The sequence below is a fragment of the Caballeronia sp. 11_S32 genome (assembly GCF_056930355.1).
The window spans coordinates 2,217,829-2,237,935 of sequence record NZ_JBXOWH010000003.1 but is presented as its reverse complement, the minus strand read 5'-3'; the positions used below and the strand labels follow the sequence as shown (position 1 = coordinate 2,237,935).

17 protein-coding genes and 2 tRNA genes are annotated in these 20,107 nt (G+C 62.7%); 11 read left to right on the top strand and 8 right to left on the bottom strand.

Annotated features, from left to right (window positions below):
- Positions 1 to 256: 256 nt before the first annotated feature.
- Positions 257 to 709, top strand: coding sequence for a hypothetical protein (locus tag AC1Z32_RS22055; protein ID WP_483480565.1), 453 nt, complete (start codon positions 257 to 259; stop codon positions 707 to 709).
- A 50-nt stretch (positions 710 to 759) separates the two neighbouring features.
- Here the strand turns inward: AC1Z32_RS22055 and AC1Z32_RS22050 are convergent, their stop codons facing one another.
- From AC1Z32_RS22050 to AC1Z32_RS22040, 3 genes are all read right to left on the bottom strand, one after another.
- Positions 760 to 1,980, bottom strand: coding sequence for an MFS transporter (locus AC1Z32_RS22050; protein ID WP_483480564.1), 1,221 nt, complete (start codon positions 1,978 to 1,980; stop codon positions 760 to 762).
- Positions 1,981 to 2,344: 364 nt separating this feature from the next.
- A tRNA-Leu gene (locus tag AC1Z32_RS22045) sits at positions 2,345 to 2,431 on the bottom strand.
- Positions 2,432 to 2,568: 137 nt separating this feature from the next.
- Positions 2,569 to 2,655 (bottom strand) — tRNA-Leu (locus tag AC1Z32_RS22040).
- Between the two features lie 256 nt (positions 2,656 to 2,911).
- On the opposite strand from AC1Z32_RS22040, the gene rnr reads away from it, so the two are divergent.
- The 6 genes from rnr (at position 2,912) to rpiA (ending at position 9,460) form a co-directional block, all read left to right on the top strand.
- Entirely contained in the window at positions 2,912 to 5,398 is a 2,487-nt protein-coding gene (gene rnr, locus AC1Z32_RS22035) for a ribonuclease R (RefSeq protein WP_483480563.1), read from the top strand.
- Positions 5,399 to 5,501: 103 nt separating this feature from the next.
- On the top strand, positions 5,502 to 6,245 hold the full coding sequence (gene rlmB / locus AC1Z32_RS22030) for a 23S rRNA (guanosine(2251)-2'-O)-methyltransferase RlmB (RefSeq protein ID WP_483480562.1): 744 nt from the start codon (positions 5,502 to 5,504) through the stop codon (positions 6,243 to 6,245).
- A 12-nt stretch (positions 6,246 to 6,257) separates the two neighbouring features.
- The gene (locus AC1Z32_RS22025) at positions 6,258 to 7,457 is read left to right on the top strand and encodes an HNH endonuclease (RefSeq protein WP_483480561.1); all 1,200 of its coding nucleotides are present in this window, start codon (positions 6,258 to 6,260) and stop codon (positions 7,455 to 7,457) included.
- A 5-nt stretch (positions 7,458 to 7,462) separates the two neighbouring features.
- The gene (locus AC1Z32_RS22020) at positions 7,463 to 8,296 is read left to right on the top strand and encodes an N-acetylmuramoyl-L-alanine amidase (RefSeq protein WP_483480560.1); all 834 of its coding nucleotides are present in this window, start codon (positions 7,463 to 7,465) and stop codon (positions 8,294 to 8,296) included.
- Positions 8,297 to 8,309: 13 nt separating this feature from the next.
- Entirely contained in the window at positions 8,310 to 8,705 is a 396-nt protein-coding gene (locus AC1Z32_RS22015; RefSeq protein WP_483480559.1) for a SirB2 family protein, read from the top strand.
- Positions 8,706 to 8,770: 65 nt separating this feature from the next.
- Positions 8,771 to 9,460, top strand: a complete 690-nt coding sequence (rpiA, locus tag AC1Z32_RS22010) for a ribose-5-phosphate isomerase RpiA (RefSeq protein ID WP_483480558.1) — start codon at positions 8,771 to 8,773, stop codon at positions 9,458 to 9,460.
- A 75-nt stretch (positions 9,461 to 9,535) separates the two neighbouring features.
- Here rpiA and AC1Z32_RS22005 read toward each other — a convergent pair whose 3' ends face one another.
- From AC1Z32_RS22005 to AC1Z32_RS21995, 3 genes are all read right to left on the bottom strand, one after another.
- Positions 9,536 to 10,957 (bottom strand): undecaprenyl-phosphate glucose phosphotransferase, encoded by a 1,422-nt coding sequence (locus AC1Z32_RS22005; protein ID WP_483480557.1) that lies wholly within the window; start codon positions 10,955 to 10,957, stop codon positions 9,536 to 9,538.
- Positions 10,958 to 10,990: 33 nt separating this feature from the next.
- The gene (locus AC1Z32_RS22000) at positions 10,991 to 11,737 is read right to left on the bottom strand and encodes a Crp/Fnr family transcriptional regulator (RefSeq protein ID WP_014191659.1); all 747 of its coding nucleotides are present in this window, start codon (positions 11,735 to 11,737) and stop codon (positions 10,991 to 10,993) included.
- Positions 11,738 to 12,719: 982 nt separating this feature from the next.
- Positions 12,720 to 13,766, bottom strand: coding sequence for a DUF1839 family protein (locus AC1Z32_RS21995; protein WP_483480556.1), 1,047 nt, complete (start codon positions 13,764 to 13,766; stop codon positions 12,720 to 12,722).
- Positions 13,767 to 14,140: 374 nt separating this feature from the next.
- Between AC1Z32_RS21995 and AC1Z32_RS21990 the strand changes: the two genes are divergently transcribed.
- From AC1Z32_RS21990 to AC1Z32_RS21975, 4 genes are all read left to right on the top strand, one after another.
- Positions 14,141 to 14,674 (top strand): GNAT family N-acetyltransferase, encoded by a 534-nt coding sequence (locus AC1Z32_RS21990; protein WP_483480555.1) that lies wholly within the window; start codon positions 14,141 to 14,143, stop codon positions 14,672 to 14,674.
- 216 nt (positions 14,675 to 14,890) lie between these two features.
- Positions 14,891 to 16,042, top strand: a complete 1,152-nt coding sequence (locus tag AC1Z32_RS21985; RefSeq protein WP_483480554.1) for a glycosyltransferase family 4 protein — start codon at positions 14,891 to 14,893, stop codon at positions 16,040 to 16,042.
- Between the two features lie 485 nt (positions 16,043 to 16,527).
- On the top strand, positions 16,528 to 17,280 hold the full coding sequence (locus AC1Z32_RS21980; RefSeq protein WP_483480553.1) for a FadR/GntR family transcriptional regulator: 753 nt from the start codon (positions 16,528 to 16,530) through the stop codon (positions 17,278 to 17,280).
- A gap of 104 nt (positions 17,281 to 17,384) precedes the next feature.
- Positions 17,385 to 18,425: a Gfo/Idh/MocA family protein gene (locus tag AC1Z32_RS21975; protein WP_483480552.1), complete on the top strand. Its 1,041-nt coding sequence runs from the start codon at positions 17,385 to 17,387 to the stop codon at positions 18,423 to 18,425.
- Positions 18,426 to 18,462: 37 nt separating this feature from the next.
- On the opposite strand, the gene AC1Z32_RS21970 is transcribed toward AC1Z32_RS21975, so the two are convergent.
- Together AC1Z32_RS21970 and AC1Z32_RS21965 are read right to left on the bottom strand one after the other, a co-directional pair.
- Positions 18,463 to 19,122: an amino acid ABC transporter permease gene (locus AC1Z32_RS21970; protein ID WP_483480551.1), complete on the bottom strand. Its 660-nt coding sequence runs from the start codon at positions 19,120 to 19,122 to the stop codon at positions 18,463 to 18,465.
- Positions 19,123 to 19,252: 130 nt separating this feature from the next.
- Positions 19,253 to 20,053, bottom strand: coding sequence for a cystine ABC transporter substrate-binding protein (locus AC1Z32_RS21965; RefSeq protein WP_483480550.1), 801 nt, complete (start codon positions 20,051 to 20,053; stop codon positions 19,253 to 19,255).
- Between the last annotated feature and the right edge of the window lie 54 nt (positions 20,054 to 20,107).

Below are 20,107 nucleotides of genomic sequence, written 5' to 3'. Positions count from 1 at the left end.
CTAAGGAGACTCTTAAACTCAGAATAGTCCACTTCCCGACTTGTCTGAGACGGGATAAAAATATCTTGATCTAGATCGAGTACATGCTCAAGGCATTCGGCGCAATGCGTGAGCATTTATCGATCCCCGCGCGAGGCGGGGACCAAAAGGGCGCTGTGTCGTCCAGTGAGAAAGTTCAACACAGCAAGTCACTACGGGCCAGCTTCTTGTCGTGACCACCTGCCACGTGCACATGGTCACCGGAGCTTAGTGGACTTTGAAGCGTCTAGATCAATTAGTCAGGCTAAATATCGGTGAAGTACCCGAAGAAGCATCATTCCCGGACTGGGCCTGCATTTCAGGAGACTTGTTGTTATCGCTGACTCTTGCCAAAGGAGGCATGAAAATTATAAGAGTACCGTTGAACCTGAGACTAATCGCGAGCATTCACGAAACCTGCACACACCGGGCGCTGTCGCTGTATTGGGACGCAGCGGAACGCATCACGCCGGTCGCACGATTCGTCATGTTGTTCTGCCTGGAGAACGGCGCGCCGGTTGGAGCGCTTAGCCGATACCTCGGCGTATCGCCGAGTACGGTGCACCGATTGCGCCGCAAGCGAAAGCAGGCAGGTGATATCCCGGACCGGCACGTGTTGTTGGAACTGCTGGAAAAGCTCGCCTTCGAAGGAAGCGAAGGCGGGTCGCGTCGCGTTCCACGCGGAGCCTGACGTAAGCGCGGCCCCGCGATGTCCGCGGGGCCAGTCGTCGGCCATCGGCACTACGTGGCCGGACCCATTTCCTGCGCCGCGCGCGTCATATCGATACCCCGGCGCTCGCGGCTGAAGAAGATCAGCGCCGCGATCACCACGGCGATGACCCCCGCAACGATCGCCATTGCCATGCCGTAGTTGTTGCCATGCGATGTGGCGAGCGATGCCTGCATTGTCGCGTTGACCGCCGCGAGCAGATTGCCGAGCTGATACACGAGGCCCGGGAAGGTCGCACGAATGTCGTCGGGCGAGATCTCGTTCAGGTGGACCGGAATCACGCCCCACGCGCCTTGCACGGAAATCTGCATGAGGAACGCGCCCGTCGCGAGCGCCACGGGACCGCTCGAAAACGCCCACAGATACAACACCGGCAGCGCGATCAATGCGGCGATGAAAATCGCCACGCGCCGCCCGATCTTTTCCGACAACGCCCCGAAGAACAGCCCCCCGACGATCGCGCCGATATTGAGCACGATCGTGATGAGCGACACCGTATGCGGATCGAAGTGATGCTGCTCGCGCAGGAAGGTCGGATAGAGATCCTGCGTGCCGTGCGAGAAAAAGTTGAACGCGGTCATGAGGACGATCGCGTAGAGCGAGAGCGTCCAGTTCTTCTTGAGCGTCGCGATGAGGCCGGGACGCTCGCGCTTTTCCATCGCGCGCCAGGCGGGCGACTCGGGCACGTGTGCGCGCACGTACATCACCAGCAGCGCGGGCGCGACGCCGACGAAGAACATCCCGCGCCAGCCGACATGCTGATACAGCACGCCGAAGACGATCGATGCGAGCAGATAGCCGGTTGGATAACCCGCCTGCAGCAGCCCCGAGACGAAGCCGCGCGCCGAGGGCGGCACGGTTTCCATCGTGAGCGCGGAGCCGACGCCCCATTCGCCGCCCATCGCGATGCCGAAGAGGGCGCGCAGAATCAGCAGCGTCGCGAGATTCGGCGACAGGCCGGAGAGTAGTTCGAGCAGCGAATAGCACGCGATGTTGATCATCAGCGTGGGACGGCGGCCGAACTTGTCCGCGAGCCGGCCGAAGATCAGGGCGCCCAATGGACGCATCGCCAGCGTGAGCGTGATCGCGAATGCCACGTCCGGGATTTTCGTATTGAATTCGGCGGCGATATCCTTCAATACGAAGACCATAAGAAAGAAATCGAACGCGTCGAGTGTCCAGCCTAAATAGGCGGCAATCGTCACGTTTCTCTGTTCGCGGGTCCAACTCATTGCCAGTGTCTCCGTTCGGTCAAGCGTTTGACGTATTTGCAATGCGGGTCAGCAATTCGCAAACCGGCCGCAGGCGCCCGGGCCGGGCGTGCGGGCGCTTCGCACGGACGAGTGTACGCCGTCGATTAACCGGCTGCTTAAACCAGCCGGTTAATCAGGCCGGTTAATCCGGCCAGCATGTGCGCTTTAAATGAATTGGAGGATACGAATTCAATTCAGTTTCGATTCATCGATTGGATAATCGAATCGAAAATGAAAGAAGAGCGAATAGAAAATGAAGGCGGAAAACAAAAAACCCCACGACGATGCGTGGGGTTTTTTGCATGCGATGCGCTGAAAGCAGCGTCTCGCGAAATAAGGACCTTGGTGCCCAGGAGAGGACTCGAACCTCCACGGTGTTGCCACCGCTAGGACCTGAACCTAGTGCGTCTACCAATTCCGCCACCTGGGCCAAGGGGTACAGCGAGCCCGCTATTGTAGCGGGAACGGGCGCCGTGTCAATCGAAAAGTCATACAACTTGTTGAATCGAAAACACAGTCTCCGCACAAAAAGGAAAAGCCACCCGAAGGTGGCTTTTCCGAACATCTTGGTGCCCAAGAGAGGACTCGAACCTCCACGGTGTTGCCACCGCTAGGACCTGAACCTAGTGCGTCTACCAATTCCGCCACCTGGGCAAGGGTGCGTTTCCTGTTGCTTTTGCTGCGGTTCGCTGTTGCGTCAGCAGCAAAGAACGCCATTATAGCGAGCCCAAAGCGCCTGTCAAGCGTTTCGATGTAATGCGCGTGACGAGGCGCGAGCCGCGGCGGATCGGCCTCCCAGCCCCGTGGCGCTTAAAAGACGGGTGTTAGAATGGCCCGCAACGATGACCGCATTATTGGTTGCAAAGCACCGCAAAAGTCCCGTCCAACGAGAAAAAACACGACTACGCCCTTGAGCAAATATCCGTATCCGATTCCAAGCCGTGAAGAGATTCTCGGCGTGCTGCGCACGAGCGAGACACCGCATGCCGCGAACGACATTGCCGAGGCGCTGTCGATCAAGCGCCAGGAGCGCGAAGGATTTTTCAAGCGACTGGCGGCGATGGAACGCGACGGGCAAATCCGCCTCGACAAGCGCGGCCACTATCAGCTCACGCATCCGTCGAATTTCGTGGCGGGCCGCGTGCAGGGACATCGCGACGGCTTCGGCTTCCTGATCCGCGACGACGGCCAGGACGATCTCTTCCTCCCCAATGGGGAAATGCAGAAGGTCATGCACAACGATCGCGTGCTCGCGCGCATCGTCGGCTATGACCGGCGCGGGCGGCCGGAAGGGCATATCGTCGAGGTCACGGACCGCGCGAACAAGCGCGTGATCGGGCGGCTCGTCAACGAGAACGGCGCGCTGATCCTTGTGCCGGAAGACAAGCGCATCGGTCATGACATCCTCATCACGCAGAATCCCAAGAAGGCGAAGGTCGGCCAGGTGGTGTCCGTCGATCTGACGGATTTCCCGAGCCGTCATTCCCAGCCGCTCGGCCGCGTGGTCGAAGTGATCGGCGACATCGACGATCCCGGCATGGAGATCGAGATCGCCGTGCGCAAATACGGCGTGCCGCATCAGTTCAGCGACGCCGCGCTGGCCACCGCCGCGAAGCTGCCCGACGAAGTGCGTCCGGTGGATATCCGCCATCGCGTGGATCTGCGCGACGTGCCGCTCGTCACCATCGACGGCGAGGACGCGCGCGATTTCGACGATGCCGTCTATTGCGAGCCGGTCGCAGTCGGGCGCGGGCAGGGTTTTCGTCTGCTGGTCGCGATCGCGGACGTGTCGCATTACGTGCGCCCGAACGAGCCGCTAGACATCGATGCGCTCGATCGCAGCACGTCGGTGTACTTCCCGCGCCGCGTGATTCCGATGCTGCCGGAGAAGCTGTCGAACGGGCTCTGCTCGCTGAATCCCGATGTCGACCGCTGCGTGCTCGTGTGCGACATGGTCATCACCGCGCGCGGCGAGATCAAGGCGTACCAGTTCTATCCGGGCGTGATGCATTCGGCGGCGCGCCTGACGTACACCGAAGTCGCGGCCGTGCTCACGAACACGAAGGGCCCCGAAGCGGCGAAGCGCGCCGATATCCTGCCGCATCTGCAGAATCTTTACGGCGTGTACAAGGCGCTGCATGCCGCGCGCCAGAAACGCGGCGCGATCGATTTCGACACGACCGAGACGTATATCGTCGTGAACTCGCAGGGCAAGATCGAGCAGATCGTGCCGCGTCATCGCAACGACGCGCATCGGCTGATCGAGGAGTGCATGCTCGCCGCGAACGTCTGCGCGGCGGACTTTTTGAAGCGCAACAAGCATCCGGGTTTGTATCGCGTGCACGCGGGGCCGACGGAAGAAAAGCTCGAGAACCTGCGTGCGTTTTTGCGTGGCGTCGGCCTGACGCTGACGGGCGGCGACAAGCCGCACGCGAGCGATTACGCCGCGCTGATCGCGCAGATCCGCGACCGGCCCGACGCGCAGATGCTGCAGTCGATGGTCCTGCGCTCGATGCAGCAGGCCGTGTACAGCCCGGACAACATCGGTCACTTCGGTCTCGCGTATGAGGCGTACGCGCACTTCACGAGCCCGATCCGCCGCTATCCCGACCTGCTCACGCATCGCGCGATCTACGCGATCCTGCAGGGCAAGAAGTATCTGCCGGACATCGGTCACGATGTGCCGCTCAGCACGGGTCTCACGAAAGCCGCGCGCGAGATGCAGAAAGCCGACGACACCGCGCGTGGCCGCGCGCGCAACAGCGTCGCGATCTGGGAAGAGCTCGGGCTGCATTGCTCGTCGAACGAGCGCCGCGCCGACGAAGCCTCGCGCGACGTCGAAGCCTGGCTCAAGTGCTACTTCATGCGCGACAAGCTCGGCGAGGAATACGGCGGCATGGTGAACGGCGTGACGACGTTCGGCATCTTCGTGCAGCTGGATTCGTTGTTCATCGAAGGTCTCGTGCATGTGACCGAGCTCGGCTCCGATTACTTCCAGTACGACGAGATCAAGAACGAGTTGCGCGGCGAGCGCACGGGCATCCGCTACCGGATGTCGGATCGTGTGCGCGTGCAGGTGAGCCGCGTCGATCTCGATGCGCGCAAGATCGATTTTCGTCTCGTGCGCGATACGCCGGTGAAGCCGTCGTCGCCGCGTTTATCGTCAAATGTCGGCGATGCCGCGAGTGTCGGCATCGGGGCGGCCGGTCCGCGTATTCGTCCGCTGACGGGGTCGATGAGCGACGACGATATGCCGAGCACGCGCGCCCGCGGCGGCACGAAGAAGGGCGCGGCGCTCGCGGCGGGCACGCGCGGCGGCGCGGCGAAGAAACGCGGCGCGGCGGCGAAGTCGTCGAAGCCGGCCTCGCAGGGGCGGCCGGCGCGCAAGAAACGTTAAGGCGGCGCGTTCACGCTGCTGCCATCGAATGTGCGCGGTCCGATGCCGGGTGGCACGGACCGCGTCGTGCTTTTCATGTTTTCACCGAAGGTTCGGATCAGTCATGTCACGTCTCAAGGTTCTATACGGATTTCACGCAGTGACCGCGCGTTTGCGCGCGGATGCATCGTCGATCGAGGAGGTGCTGTACGACCCCACGCGCAAGGATCGGCGCATGCAGGATTTTCTGCGTACCGCGAAGGAAGCGGGCGTGCGGCTGATCGCGGCGGACGAGTCGCGCCTGTGGGGGCTTGCGGGCAATATTCAGCATCAGGGCGTGGTCGCGCGCGCGCATGATCTGCCGCTTGCGCAGAATCTGGCCGAGCTGCTCGACGGCATTTCGGGCACGCCTTTGCTGCTCGTGCTCGATGGCGTCACCGATCCGCATAACCTGGGTGCGTGCCTGCGTGTCGCGGATGCGGCCGGCGCGCATGCGGTGATCGCGCCACGCGACCGGTCGGCGGGCCTGAATGCGACCGCGGCGAAGGTGGCGAGCGGCGCGGCGGAGAGCGTGCCGTACATCACCGTGACGAATCTGGCGCGCGCGCTGCGCGAGCTGAAGGACGCGGGGGTCTGGGTGATCGGCACGGCAGGCGAGGCGACGGCTTCGCTCTACGAGACCAAGCTCGATGGCCCGGTGGCGATCGTGGTTGGCGCGGAAGGCGAGGGCATGCGCAGGCTTACGCGCGAGACGTGCGACGAGATCATGAATATCCCGATGGCGGGGACCGTCGAGAGTTTGAATGTGTCGGTGGCGTCGGGGGTGTGTTTGTTTGAGGCGGTGCGGCAGAGGCAGCTCAAGAAGTAAGCACGATTCGCCATGGCGCTGGAAGATCTCAATGACCGCCTCGCGGTGCTCGCGGCGGTGGACGAATTCGATCGGCTCGGCCGTCCCGCGTTTCTCGCGAAATATGGTTTCGGAGAAGCGCGCGGCTATTTCCTGCAAATCAGCGGAAAGCAATACGATTCGAAAGCCATCGCCGGCGCGGCGCATGGCTATCAATATCCGGCTCGCGGCCCGCTCAGGTCGAGAGACTTCAGCGGCGGCGCGGCGACTGTTCGACGCAAGCTCGAAAGCTTGGGATTTGAGTTCGCGAGTCTCGACGGCGGCGTAAAAGGAAGTGCGGACGGGCGTGTCTCCGACTTGCTGGATATCGGCGGCATCTATACGCGCGAGGATCTGAAAGGCCGCTTGAACACGCAAGACGCGACGATCAACACGGGCGTGTTTCGTCCCGCCGGATTCGATTCGGTCCTGCTGTTCGTGACCGAGAAGAAGACGCCGGACCGGGTCCAATACATCGATAAGCTCGAAGGCGACATCTTGCACTGGCAAGGTCAAAACGCTGGGCGCACAGATGGATGGATCAGCGAGCATCGAGCGCGCGGCTTGGAACTGTTGCTGTTCTATCGCACAAAAAAGTATCAGTACGCCGGCGCCGGATTCAGATACGAAGGCCCGTTCGACTATGTCTCGCAGCGCGGCTCGCTGCCCGCGAGCTTCACGTTGCAACGGGCAGGAGCAATGTTTGCGCAAGCCGAACGCGAAGCCGAATCGCAGGCCGAAGCGCAACTCGAAGCGAGCGGCGCATTCGATCCCGGAAGTATCGAGGATGCTCGCAAGAAGAAGTTCGCCGCGATCGTCATGCGTCAGGGACAGCCTGCGTTCCGCAAGAAGCTCCTCGAAGCGTACGAACGCCGTTGCGCGCTTACGGACTGCGCGATCGAAGCGGTTCTCGAAGCCGCGCACATCTGCGGCTACATGGGACCGGAGACCAACGACGTTCGCAATGGCCTTTTGCTGCGCGCCGACCTGCACACGCTGTACGACCGCGCGTTGATCGCGATCGATCCGATGACGCATGAAGTGTCCATCGCGCGGGAACTGCGAGAGAGCGAATACGCCTCGCTCGCGGGCCGTTCGCTTCGGCTGCCGAACGATTCCCGGCAACGGCCAAGTCCCGAAGCACTTCAGATTCACTGGATGCACGTGCGCTCGATCTGGGAACGACAATCTTGAAGCGCATGAAAAAAACAATCGCGTTGGCGGGATTCATGGCGGCCTGCCTGCTCACCGCCTGCACCACCCAAATCGACCGCGGCACCTACATCGCCGACACGCGGCACCACGCGAAAAACGCCGATTCCCGCATCCGCTTCCTCGTGATGCATTACACGGAGATCGACGAAGCCCGTTCGATCGAAGTCCTCACAGGCGACGAGGTCAGCGTGCACTACGTCGTCCCCGACGCCCCGCGGATCGAAAGAGGCGAGCCGGTCGTCTACCAACTCGTGCCCGAAGACAAGCGCGCTTGGCACGCGGGCATCAGTTCCTGGCAGGGCGCGACGGAACTCAACGCGTCCTCGATCGGCATCGAGAACGTGAACCTCGGTCCTATCGGCGAAAACGGCGGCGTTCGCGAATGGCAACCCTATCCGCCCGCCCAGATCGACGCCCTCATCAAGCTCTCGCGCGATATCGTCGCGCGCAACCGCATTCCGCCGACCCGCGTCGTCGGCCATAGCGACATCGCGCCGCAGCGCAAGATCGACCCGGGCCCGCTGTTTCCATGGCACGCGCTGTACGATGCCGGCGTGGGCGCATGGCCCGACGACGCCACCGTCGCTGCGCATCTCGCGGGCCGCGATCCGAAAGCGCCGTCCGACGTGCGCGCGTTGCAGGACAAGCTGAAGCGCTACGGCTACGACGTCGCCACCGACGGCGTGCTCGACGAAAAAACGCGCCGCGTCTTCAGCGCATTCCAGATGCACTTCCGCCCGTCGGACTACTCGGGCAGCGCGGACGCGGAAAGCGACGCCATCGCCCAGGCCTTGCTCGACAAGTACTTCGCCAACTAAAAGGGAGCCCACGATGGGCGATTACTTCCTGCCGCTGCGCGCGATCCACATGGCCTGCGCAGGCCTTTCCATCGCCGGATTCGTGCTGCGCTGGATCTGGATGCTGATGGATTCGCGCCTGCTCACCGCGCGCGCGACGAAAATCCTGCCTCACATCATCGATACGCTGCTGCTCGCGAGCGCAATCGCGCTGGTCGCGATCATCGGCCTTTCGGCGAACGCCGCGTGGCTCGGCGCGAAAATCGCGGGCCTCGTCATCTATATCGTGCTCGGCACGCTCGCGCTGAAGCGCGGCCGCACGAAGGGCGCGCGGGCGGTATTCGGCGTGCTGGCGATCGTCGTGTTCGCGTTCATCGCGTCGGTGGCGCGCAGCCACGATCCGCTCGGTTTCCTGCGCGCGATTGCATGATCCGCCCGGGCACCTCCCGCGCTCCGATAAAATCTCAGTTTTCTCCGATAAGCAGCACCGCTCCCATGACTCAAGACGAACTCAAGCAACTGGTCGGCCAGGCCGCCGCCGACTACGTGAACGCGAACGTGCCGGAGGGCGCGATCATCGGCGTCGGCACCGGATCGACGGCCAATTGCTTCATCGACGCCATCGCGAAATCGAAGGCGCGTTATCGCGGCGCGGTGTCGAGCTCGGTCGCCACCACCGCGCGGCTCGAAGCGCACGGCTTCGAGGTGTTCGACCTGAACGACATCGAGTCGCTCTCCATCTACGTCGATGGCGCCGACGAAATCGACGCCAGCGGCGCAATGATCAAGGGCGGCGGCGGCGCGCTCACGCGCGAGAAAATCGTCGCGTCGGTGGCGGACGTGTTCGTGTGCATCGCCGATGCGAGCAAGCGCGTGCCGGTGATGGGCGCGTTCCCGCTGCCCGTCGAAGTCGTGCCGATGGCGCGCACCGCGATCGGCCGCAAGCTCGCCGCGCTCGGCGGCGTGCCCGTGTTGCGCGTGACGAAGGACGGCTCGCCCTACATCACCGACAACGGCAACGAAATCATCGACGTGAAAGGGCTGTCGATCACCGATCCGCGCGCGCTCGAAGCGCAGATCAACGCGTGGCCGGGCGTCGTGACCGTCGGGCTGTTCGCGGCGCGCGGCGCGAATATCTGCCTGCTCGGCACGGAAACAGGCGTCGAGCGGATCGATTACAAGTAAGTCACGCGCGCGCAGCAAGGCAAAGCAAAAGCCCGGCGACTCGCATCGCCGGGCTTTTTTACGTCCAGGACAAGATCAATACGCGTTGCGTCCGATGAATCCCTTGAACATCGTCATCGCGACGATCTTGATGTCGAACCAGAACGACCAGTTGTGGATGTAGAAGAGGTCGAACTTCACGCGGCTCTGCATTTTCTCGACCTTCTCCGTCGCGCCGCGATAGCCGTTCACCTGCGCCCAGCCCGTGATGCCCGGCTTGATGCGGTAGCGGAACATGTAGCCGTAGACGAGATCCTTGTAGAGGTCGTCGTGCTCCAGCGCGTGCGGACGCGGACCCACCACCGACATGTGCCCGAACAGCACGTTCAGAAACTGCGGCAGCTCGTCGAGGCTCGTGCGCCGCAGAAACGCGCCGACCTTCGTCACGCGCGGATCGTTGCGCGTAGCCTGCGTGACGCTGCCCTTGTTTTCCTGGTGCACCCCCATCGAGCGGAACTTGTAGATGCGGAACGGCCGGCCGTCCGCGCCCTTGCGGTTCTGCGTGAAGAACACCGGGCCCTTCGACGTCGCCTTCACCGCGATCGCGATCGCAATCAGGAGCGGGGAGAGCGCGAGGAGCGCGATCGCCGCGAACAGCCGGTCGAAGAGCATCTTCGGCCACATCTGCAAGGTGCCGATGGGCGATGTCGTCAGGTTGATCGTGGCGAGGCCGGCCACATCGGTCATCGAGTGATTGAAGAGCGAGATGCTGCGCGTGTCCGGAATCAGCCGCAGATCCACGAAATCGTGACGCAGCGCATGCACGAAGCGATAGATCGTGTGCTCCTGCGAAAGCGGCAGCGCGAGCCACACTTCGTTGATCTCCTCGTCGCGCACCTTGTCGACGAGCTCGTCGAAGTCGTTCAGCACAGGCAAACGGTTGCCTCGCACGCCGATCGCGGTCGTCGGAACGTCGTCGGCGTCGACGCCGGCCGCGTGCAGCTCTTCGTCGCCCGTCGTATCGAGAATGCACACGGGCGTGAAGCCTTGCTCCGGCGTGCTGCTCAGATGCGCGAGCAGGGTGCGCGAAAAGCCCTGCGCGCCGACGATCGCCACCGTGCGCTGGTTCAGGCCGCGCCCGCGCATCAGGCGCAATGCCGAATACACGACGAGTTTCGCCGCGATGATGAGCGCGCCGGAGATGAGCGTCGAATACGCGAACCAGAGGCGCGACACCGCATCCATGCGATGCAGCGTGAACGCGAGCAGAAGGCCTGCCGCGACCACCGCCATCCACGCGAGCGTGACGCGCGCGAGCATCATGGCGAACGGCTTGCCGCGCCAGGTTTCGTACACGCCGAATGCGGGAAAGAGGAGGAGGGCGAGCGCGGAGTTGAACGCGATCAGCAGCCTTTCGATATCGCTGACATCCAGCGACGAGAAGCGTACGTCATGCGCGATCAATCCGCCCGCAATGATGAGACTTACATCCAGACAACGTGCCAGCCAAGCAAACAAATCGTGATTTTTTTCTTGCATTAATCCAGACCATTAAACGCTCGAGGCCGATGCCGCCTCGGTTGCACGAAGACGCGGGAGTAGTCGGTCGAACTCCCGCTTGACGAGCCCGTAGCACTCGCATGCGCGTGCTTCGAGGCCCTCGCGATCCACGACCTTGATGCAGCCGCGGCTGTGATGAATGAGACCAGCGTCGTGAAGCTTGCCGGCCGCTTCGGTGACGCCTTCGCGCCGCACGCCCAGCATGTCGGCGATGAGTTGCTGTGTGACCTGCAGCTCGTTCGACGCGGTACGATCAATTTCGATCAGCAGCCAGCGGCAAAGTTGCTTGTTCAGCGAGTGATGCCGGTTGCACGCCGCCGTCTGCGCGACCTGCGTCAGAAGCGCCTGCATATAGAGCAGCATCAGGCGGCGCAAGAAGTCCGAGCGGCCGAACTGCTCGCGCAAGGCTTGCGCGCTCATGCGATACGCGAAGCCCGGGCACTGCACCTGCACGCGCGTCGGCATCGTTTCGCCGCCGGTCAGGACCGGTACGCCCGTCATGCCTTCGCGGCCCACTGCGGCAATTTCGACCGAGCCGCCGTCTTCCATCGTGTGCAGCAGGGAGATGATGGCCGTCGTCGGGAAGTAGACGTGGTGAATGCGTTGACCGGAATCGCACAGCAGTTGTTCAGTGCGCAGTTGTACGAGTTCGAGATGCGGCGTGAGGGCTTGCCATTCGTGCGCCGGCAGTGCGCCGAGCAGGTGATTGCCGTGCAGGTCGGACTGGAGGGTCAGCATGATTCGTTCTCTCTCGTAACTTCGCGCGTGGCGCTTCAATTTTTTTTACTGGCATGAAGAAGCTTTCACACCAGCCCCGTAGCAGCCCGTCACGCGCCTGAGTTGATTTAATTGTCAGCGTCGCTTCGGGTTGTGCGTCTCTAATAGCGAGGACTATGCCAATGCGGGCAATCGCAATGCTGGCAAGGCCTCATTGCCGATGTACTTTTCGTGATGCAGCGCAGCGCAGCGTTTTTGTTTCAGTCTTGAACGGTGGTGGTCTTAGGAATGCGTGCATGCCCCGATCAGTTTCATCAGCGCAATCCCCCCGAATGGAGGTCCGGGCTTTTCTGACCACCGTGCGACAAGCCTCACAGGTCGACATCCCTTCGACAATCCACCTTCTTTCGTAGGGACAATTAAAAATGATTCATCCGTGTTCCATGCGCTCGGTGGCCTAACGAACGCGCGTGATATTCGAGCGCCATTGATTCCCCGCGAAGCCTTGCTGGGCGGGGCTTTACGGGGAGCGCAAAAAGTCGGCCGCGCAGCGTTGCATAAGCCGAAAACGTGGCGCCCGTTGCACGTTATGAAAAATGCGTGCGCGACACCGCGCGCGTTGGCGCATCAACAGTGTGTGACCGGGCGTGAAGTCGCCCGCACGGGGCTTGTAGCGAAGGGAACAGCCCGCTGACGAAAGGCGTTCGGCCGTAAAACGTTTGCGCGAATATTGTCGGACCGATGCTTCACGGCGCCGATATTTACCTTCTAAAAAAGCGCCGCGAAATGTTTCATTGGGGACAATCTCATGCGGAACCGATTTAAGGAGCGCGAAATGACCGTGTGCGAATTGCGGTGGAGACATCGCGAGGACATAAACGCGAATATGTCCCGCGAACGTAAGCGAATGAAAAAGCCCTTGAAACAGGGCCTCGAATATGTTTTTGCAGCAAGCATTTGCTGAATGCGAAAAGCAGCGCCATTCGGACAGCGCCTGGATTGGTCAACAGACGATATCGGCGAGGGGAGGAATGACGCGCTCGTATGCATCCTCGATCACGTCGAACGATGCATCGCAAAGTTCGCGGCGTCCATGCGAAAGCGCACGCGCGAGCCGACATTGCATGACCATCGTTTCGCTCGCGATCTTGCGCGCGCCCGCATGCGTCTGGACGGGAATGTCGAAGCCTTGTTCACGCATCCATTGCAGATAATGCGCGAGCAGTTCGAAGTTCGCGCCGAGCTGCCGCATCATGTTGGACGCATAAAGGCGCGCATAAGACTCGCCGCGCGAGAGCATCGTATCGACATGCTCGGGAAAGGCCGCGCGCCAGCGGGCGATGGGACTGTGCAGCGGGCGCCGCAGCAAATGCGCGCACAAAAGATCAGCCGAAACTTCGGCGAGCGGCGTGCCCGAAAGCGAATCTCTTACGCGCTTGACGAATTCGACGTGCGGAAAGAGCGCTTGCTGCATCGTGGCTTCGGGATCGTGCGCCGCGTCGACGCGTAGCACGCCGTCGTAATCGTCGCCATCGAGCAGGTGATAACCCGTGTGATGAAAGTAGCCAAGGCGCCGCGCGTCCGGATCGATCACATCGATGCCGATGGTCGTCTTCGCATGCTCGCGGTGATACGAGCCCGCGCGCATGTCGGGCAGAAAGAATGCATCGACTTCGACGAGCACGGTGTTCGAGCGGCGCGTCTGCACGAGCGCGCGCTCCTCGAGCGAATCGAATACGGAAAGCTCCTGCACCTGCAGGCCGTAAAGCTTTTCGATGTCTTCCGGCGGCAGCTTGCCGAGCGTGAACTGATCGTCTTCGAAGTCCTGTGCAACGGTGAAGGCAAGCGCCGCGCGCGGCTCGAGGCCGTTGCCGTGCAGGAGTTCTATCCAAAGATCGACAGGCGCGACGCCTTCTCGCCAGATGCGCTCGCCCCGATGCAGCGCGTGGGCATGATGCCGCCGCGCACGCATGCGCAGAGGATCGAGTGACACGACGCGGGAACGACTCGCGCCGGAATTCGTCACACCGCTCGTATGGAACGCGCTCATGCCGTGACCTCGGGCCGGGAATGCCGGCATCCGATACCGCATGCGCGTCGGAGCGAATGTGCTTGTTGTGCGTCTCTGTCGCGTTCGATGGCGGTATGCATTGTGATTTTCCCATGAAGGTGCCGTATTACGCGAGCGCTATCGACGCATGCGAACGCGCGCGGCGGCCCGAGGCAAGGGCTGCCACGTGGTTCGTTCCCGATCGTCGAGCAGGCGTCTTTTTCCCCGGGACGCCTTTTTGCGTGTGGTCTCACTTATTTGAAAGGCACGTGCGGCCTGGGTCGGTGCGATGGCGCACTGATTTTCGGCCGCTCAGAAAGTAACGTTTAATCGTCGCAACACCGGTAATTACCGGTAAAGCATGGAGATAATCGATGAACTGGAAAAACCTGGATTTCGAACAACTCACTGCGCGGGAGCTTTATTTGATATTGCGCGCGCGCAGTGCGGTGTTCGTCGTCGAACAGTCGCATGTCCATCTCGACCCGGATGGCCGCGATGAAACAGGCACGCATGTATTCGCAGCAGAAGATATGAGCCGTTCGATGCCCGTGCTCGCCTATGCGCGCATTCAAGGGGGCGATGCGGAAGATCCCGAAGTGGTGGTCGACAAGATCTTGACGAGCCCGCTGCGCCGCGGCGACGGCACGGCGCACGCGCTGATCGAGCGCGTGCTCGCGGTGGCCGCCGAACGCTGGCCGGGCCGTGGCGTGCGTCTGACCGCGCCTGTGAGCCTGCGCGGTTTCTATGAAGCATTCGGCTTTCGCAAGACGGAAGGTCCGTTTCTCGAGCACGGCATGCCGTACATCGGTCTGACGAGAAAGAGCAGGCAGCCGCGTGAAGCGCTCGGCGCGAGCGCGGTGCAATTCGCTCCGCGCGAAAACGCGACCACCTACGAGTTGCTATAAGCGCCACGGGAGATCCGCTGCGGGCGTCACATGGCGGCGCGCACAGCGGAGAGAAGCGCAGGAAAGCAGTCAGTAGCAGTTCAGGCGTGGACCATCGGGCATCGAGGCAAGAACGACGAAAGAGCGCGGCTCACGCCGCCTCGGAACGCGGCCTCGACACAATAAGAATCAACGCCGCCGGCATGCGCCGGCGCGCGCACGAAAAAAGCTCTTCTCATGCGAATAGTCCATCTCGCCAATCACGCGCAGACGATCGGCAACGGCACCGTCAACATGATGGTGGATCTCGCCTGCGTGCAGGCGCGAATGGGCCATGACGTGATCGTCGCGTCGTCGGGCGGCGGTTTCGAGCCGCTGTTGCGACGTCACGGCATCACGCATATTCCGCTGCAGCAGTCGCGGCAGCCGTGGCGTGTGCCTTCGATGATCGCGGGCTTCAATCGTCTCATCGATCGTTTCGATCCCGACATCGTGCACGCGCACATGATGACCGGCGCGCTCATATCGCGCTTCGGCAGCATGCGGCGCCGCTTCGCGCTCGTCACGACAGTTCATCACGAACTGCAGAAAAGCGCGTCGCTGGTGCGCACGGGTGATCGCATGGTGGCCGTGAGCCGCGCGGTCGCGCTGGATCTCGAGGCGCGCGGCATCGGGCCCGAGCGCATGTCGGTCGTGCTCAACGGTGCCGTGGGCGCGCCGCGGCTCGTGTGCCGGCCCGCCGCGAAGCCGGTGCGCCTCAGGCATCCGAACATCGTCTGCGTGGCGGGCATGTATCGCCGAAAAGGTATCGCCGACCTGCTGCACGCGTTCGCGCTCGTGCGCGAGCAGTCCGCGCAGGAGCGCGAGTTTCTGCCTGAGCCGCATCTCTATCTCGTCGGCGACGGCCCCGACCGCGGCTCGCTCGAAGCGCTCGCGGACGAACTCGGCATCGCGGCGGTCACGCACTTCACGGGATTCATCGCCGATGCGCGGCCGTATCTCGCGAGCGCCGACGTATTCGCGCTGCTGTCAATACAGGACCCGGGCCCGCTCGTGATCGCCGAGGCGCGCGAGGCGGGTTGCGCCATCGTCGCGACGCGCGTGGGCGGCATCCCCGAAATGCTCGACGGCGGCGCGGCGGGCGTGCTCGTGCCGGCGGAGGATATCGCTCAGGCGGCGGCGAAACTGCACTGGCTGCTGCTCGACGGACAGGCGCGCGGTCAGTTCGCCTCGCGTGCGCGGCAGAATCTGCAGCAGCTTTCCGTCGAAAGAGTGTGCAGCGAGTACATGGCGGTCTATCAACACACGCTGGCGGAGCGGGAATCGATGCGCCGCGAGCAAATGACAATCGACGCGCGACGCACGCGCGCACCGGATGGCGCGGTTTAAGCATAGGCCTGACGAATCCCCGCGCCGCGCCGTTCCACGGTGCTTTCGTTCCAACCGTCGGATCATACAAAAGCCATATCGCATCAAGCTTCCGTTCGCGTTCGCACAGAACGCATACGAGATGCTTGCTCAAATGAGTACATGATCGGTCCGACGACATCGAAAGGGGCCACAAAAAACGCTTGCGCCGCGCCGCGCTGCCGCCATTCTTCAGTTTCCCTGATGAATGCCGGCGCGCGCGCGGCGCGAGCGCAGCGGATGCACGTGCAGCGGTAAGAAGAAAGAAAACGAAACATCGACGCAGAGGTCAGAGGGATTACCCTTTAAGGAAATTCCTAACTGGCATTCGGCGCAACGAAGACGCAACGTATCGAGCACGACGAATGGACCTGTCGGGAACCCGTCGTGCCTTTCGCAGTCCGGGGAAGCGAAAGCGATGCGCTCATATACACGGCTACGGAACAGGCGAAGAGGGGAGAAGCGAGATGGATGACAACAAAGAGCGATCGCTGGTGTCGAAGGTCATGGATGGACTCGTCTCAGGGATCGTCGAGCAGAAATATGGCGCGATACTGCCACCGCAGGACATCCTCTCGAAGGAGTTCGACGTGAGCCGCACCGTCATGCGAGAGGCGCTCTCGATGCTGCTCGCGCGGCACATGCTGGACGTGCGGCCGAAAACCGGCACGCGTATTCGTCCGATGAGCGACTGGCGGCTTATCGACGAGGATGTGGTGAGCTGGCGATTTCGCGCGAAGCCGGATCAGACATTTTTGCGCGATGTAATCGAATTCCGCATGCTGATCGAGCCGCGCGCGGCAGCGCTCGCCGCCGCGCGCGCGACGCCCGACGAGATCGCCGGCATCCGCGACGCGTTCGACACGCTCTCGCGCCTGCAGGTGGGCGAGCCGGAATATCAGGCGGCCGACGAGGTGCTGCACACGCGGATCGTCGCGGCGAGCGGGAACCAGTTCTTCCGACAGATGACGGCGATCGTGCGCGGCGCGCTCGTGACGGTGAATCCGATCGTCGACGGCATCGAGTCCGTGCGGGAGGCGACGCTCGCGGCCCAGAAGAGCGTCGTCGAGGCGATCGAGGCGAAAGATCCCGCGGCCGCCGAAGCCGCGACGCGCGCGCTCGTCGATCTGGCCGCGGAGGAAGTGGGCCGCGCCTTTTCGCTGGAGCGCGTGAGCAGCCAGCCGGCCTCGCCGAACGTGAACGCGTCCGCGGGCGTGTGAGGCGGTCTCAAGCGTCGGTCGGCGGGTGCGCCGTCAGCAAAAAGCCGGGACCTGTCCCGGCTTTTTGCCGTTCAGGGCGCCGCGCGGATTCGCCGTGCGATGCAATGAGGCACAATGCGTCGCACGACGAACATTGCGCACGGAGGCACGATTTGACCGATACGAACATCAACGCAGCGACGATACGCTGGGGCATCGTCGGCGCGGGACGCATCGCGCGGCGCTTCGCCGATGGCCTCGCGCACGTCGAAGGTGCGCGGCTCGCGGGCGTCTGGTCGCGGCGAGCGGAACCCGCGCACGCGCTGGCCGATGCATTCGATGCGCGCGCTTTCGACTCCTTCGACGCGATGCTGGAGCACATCGACGCGCTCTACATCGCGACCTTGCAGGACAGTCACCCGGAGTACGCGTTGCGCGCCTTCGCGGCGGGCAAGCCCGTGCTGTGCGAGAAGCCCGCCGCCGTCAATGCGCGCGACCTGCAACGCATGATCGATGCGGCGCGCGCGGCGAAGCTGCTCTTCATGGAGGCGATGAAGCCGCCGTTCTATCCGCTCTACCTGCGGCTGCGCGAGCATCTGAAGAGCGATCCGGTCGGCGAGATCGGTCTCGTGCGCGCGGGCTGCTCGATGGCGAACGTGCCGCTCGATCATCCGTCGTTCTCGCTGGAAGCGGGCGGCGGCGCGCTGCTCGACATCGGCATCTACGAGGCGTTCCTCGCGGTCGACTGGCTGGGCGAGGCGCTCGACGTGCAGACCATCGGGCGCCTCGGCGCAACCGGCGTCGACGTGTTTGCAAGCCTCAACGTGCGCCACGAACGCGGCATCGCGCAATTGTTCTGCGGGCTCGATCTGCAAGGCCGCGGCGACGCGCTGATCGGCGGCACGCTCGGCACGGTGACGATCCACGAGAACTGGTGGAACCCGGCGCGCGCGACGATCGCGTACACGGACGGCCGCAGGATCGAGCTCGACGAGCCTTTCACGGGCGGCGGCCTGAACTACGAAACCGCGCATTTCTGCGAGTTGCTGCGCGCCGGCGAAACGGAGAGCCCGATCATGCCGCACGCGATGTCGATGCGCATGATCGCGATCATCGATGCCGCGCGGCGCGATCTGAAGCTGCGCTTTCCCTTCGAGACCGACTGATACGAAAAAGCCGCTTTTCCAGCGGCTTTTTCGTTTCTCAGTGACGTCCGGGCAGCGCGAGACGCCGCTCGAATTTCCGTTGCACGAATTCGAGCACGCTGCACAGGATCCAGTAGACGAACGCCGCCGCGAGATAGAGCGGCAACGGCTGATAGGTCGCCGCGATCACTTCCTGCGCGCTGCGCAAAAGCTCGGTCACGGTGATCACCGACACGAGCGACGTGTCCTTGATCAGACTGATAAGACTGTTCGACAGGCTCGGCACCGCGATGCGCAGCGCCTGCGGCCCGATCACATAACGCAGCGTCTGCGCGCGCGACAGCCCGAGGCTGTACGCGGCGAGCCATTGCCCGGTGTGGATGCCGAGAATCGCGCCGCGCATGCTTTCCGACAGATATGCGGCGACGTTCGCCGACAGCGCGATCACGCCCGCCGGAGTCGGTTCGAGCGAGATGCCGATGCTCGGCAGGCCGTAATAGACGACGAAAATCTGCACGAGGAGCGGCGTGCCGCGCATCACGCTCACGTAGGCGCGCCCGATCGCGACGAGCGCGCGATTCTGGCTGATGCCCATCAATGCCAGCACGACCGCCGCGATGAGGCCGAAGAACATCGAATAGAGCGCGAACTTGATCGTCAGTAGCGCGCCTTGCGCCAGCACGGGCGCCGATTGAACGAGCAGGGATGTCGTGGACATGAACGGGGAAGCGGTGAAAGAACGGAATGGGCCGAATGGGAAAAATCCGGCACATCATAAACCGGTGCAGAAAAAACGAAGGGCGGCATCGACAGACGATGCCGCCCCGTCGGCCTTTAGAGGCCGCGAATTACTTCGCCGGCTTCGTCACGTCGATGCCGAACCACTTGTCAGAGATCTTCGTGAACGTGCCATCGGCTTCGAGCTGGGTCATCGCGTCGGCGATCGCCTTCGCGAACTTCGGATTGCCCTTCTTGAACGGAATGCCCGACGGATTCCCCGCGCCGACATTCGAGCCCGGACGCAGCGGCAGGTTCGAATTCTTCGTCAGGTACGCGAGCATCAGACGGTCGTTGAGCGCGGCATCCAGGCGGCCCGCGGCGAGATCGCGCAGATATTCCGGCGCGCCCGGGTACGTCTTCACGTCGATGCCGGGAACCGCCTTCGCCATGTCCATGTAGTTCGTGCCCAGCGCGACGCCCAGCTTCTTGCCCTTCAGCTCTTCGAGCGACTTGAACTCGCGCGTGTCGTCCTTGCGCTGGATCAGCTGCGCGTTCGAGTACGTGTAGGCGGGGGAGAAATCGAGCGTCTGCTTGCGCGCATCGGTAATGCCGACCTGGTTCACGATCACATCGAACTTGCCCGCCTGGAGACCGGCGATGATGCCGCTCCATTCCGTCGTGATGAACTCGGGCTTCACGCCGAGCTTGGCGGCGACAGCCTTGGCGATATCGACATCGAAGCCGACCAGCTCACCGTTCGGCGATTTCGAGTTGAACGGCGGGAAGGTGCCTTCCAGACCGACGCGCAGCGTGCCGCGCTGCTTGACCTGATCGAGCAGGTCTTCCGCGTGAGCGGCGGTGGTGACGGCCGTGAATGCCGCGCCGATCAGACTGGCGGCGACGAGCTTCTTGAGCGTGGACAGTTTCATTGTGTTGTTTTCCTCTTGATGGGCAAAGCGTCTTCGTTATATGCGGCGATCATA

Bases quoted from the DNA above. Each gene is read 5' to 3' on its own strand.
- AC1Z32_RS22050 (WP_483480564.1), bottom strand. From the start codon at position 1,980: ATGAGTTGGACCCGCGAACAGAGAAACGTGACGATTGCCGCCTATTTA.
- rlmB (WP_483480562.1), top strand. From the start codon at position 5,502: ATGTCACGTCTCAAGGTTCTATACGGATTTCACGCAGTGACCGCGCGT.
- AC1Z32_RS22025 (WP_483480561.1), top strand. From the start codon at position 6,258: ATGGCGCTGGAAGATCTCAATGACCGCCTCGCGGTGCTCGCGGCGGTG.
- AC1Z32_RS22020 (WP_483480560.1), top strand. From the start codon at position 7,463: ATGAAAAAAACAATCGCGTTGGCGGGATTCATGGCGGCCTGCCTGCTC.
- AC1Z32_RS22015 (WP_483480559.1), top strand. From the start codon at position 8,310: ATGGGCGATTACTTCCTGCCGCTGCGCGCGATCCACATGGCCTGCGCA.
- rpiA (WP_483480558.1), top strand. From the start codon at position 8,771: ATGACTCAAGACGAACTCAAGCAACTGGTCGGCCAGGCCGCCGCCGAC.
- AC1Z32_RS22000 (WP_014191659.1), bottom strand. From the start codon at position 11,737: ATGCTGACCCTCCAGTCCGACCTGCACGGCAATCACCTGCTCGGCGCA.
- AC1Z32_RS21995 (WP_483480556.1), bottom strand. From the start codon at position 13,766: ATGAGCGCGTTCCATACGAGCGGTGTGACGAATTCCGGCGCGAGTCGT.
- AC1Z32_RS21990 (WP_483480555.1), top strand. From the start codon at position 14,141: ATGAACTGGAAAAACCTGGATTTCGAACAACTCACTGCGCGGGAGCTT.
- AC1Z32_RS21985 (WP_483480554.1), top strand. From the start codon at position 14,891: ATGCGAATAGTCCATCTCGCCAATCACGCGCAGACGATCGGCAACGGC.
- AC1Z32_RS21980 (WP_483480553.1), top strand. From the start codon at position 16,528: ATGGATGACAACAAAGAGCGATCGCTGGTGTCGAAGGTCATGGATGGA.
- AC1Z32_RS21975 (WP_483480552.1), top strand. From the start codon at position 17,385: ATGAGGCACAATGCGTCGCACGACGAACATTGCGCACGGAGGCACGAT.
- AC1Z32_RS21970 (WP_483480551.1), bottom strand. From the start codon at position 19,122: ATGTCCACGACATCCCTGCTCGTTCAATCGGCGCCCGTGCTGGCGCAA.
- AC1Z32_RS21965 (WP_483480550.1), bottom strand. From the start codon at position 20,053: ATGAAACTGTCCACGCTCAAGAAGCTCGTCGCCGCCAGTCTGATCGGC.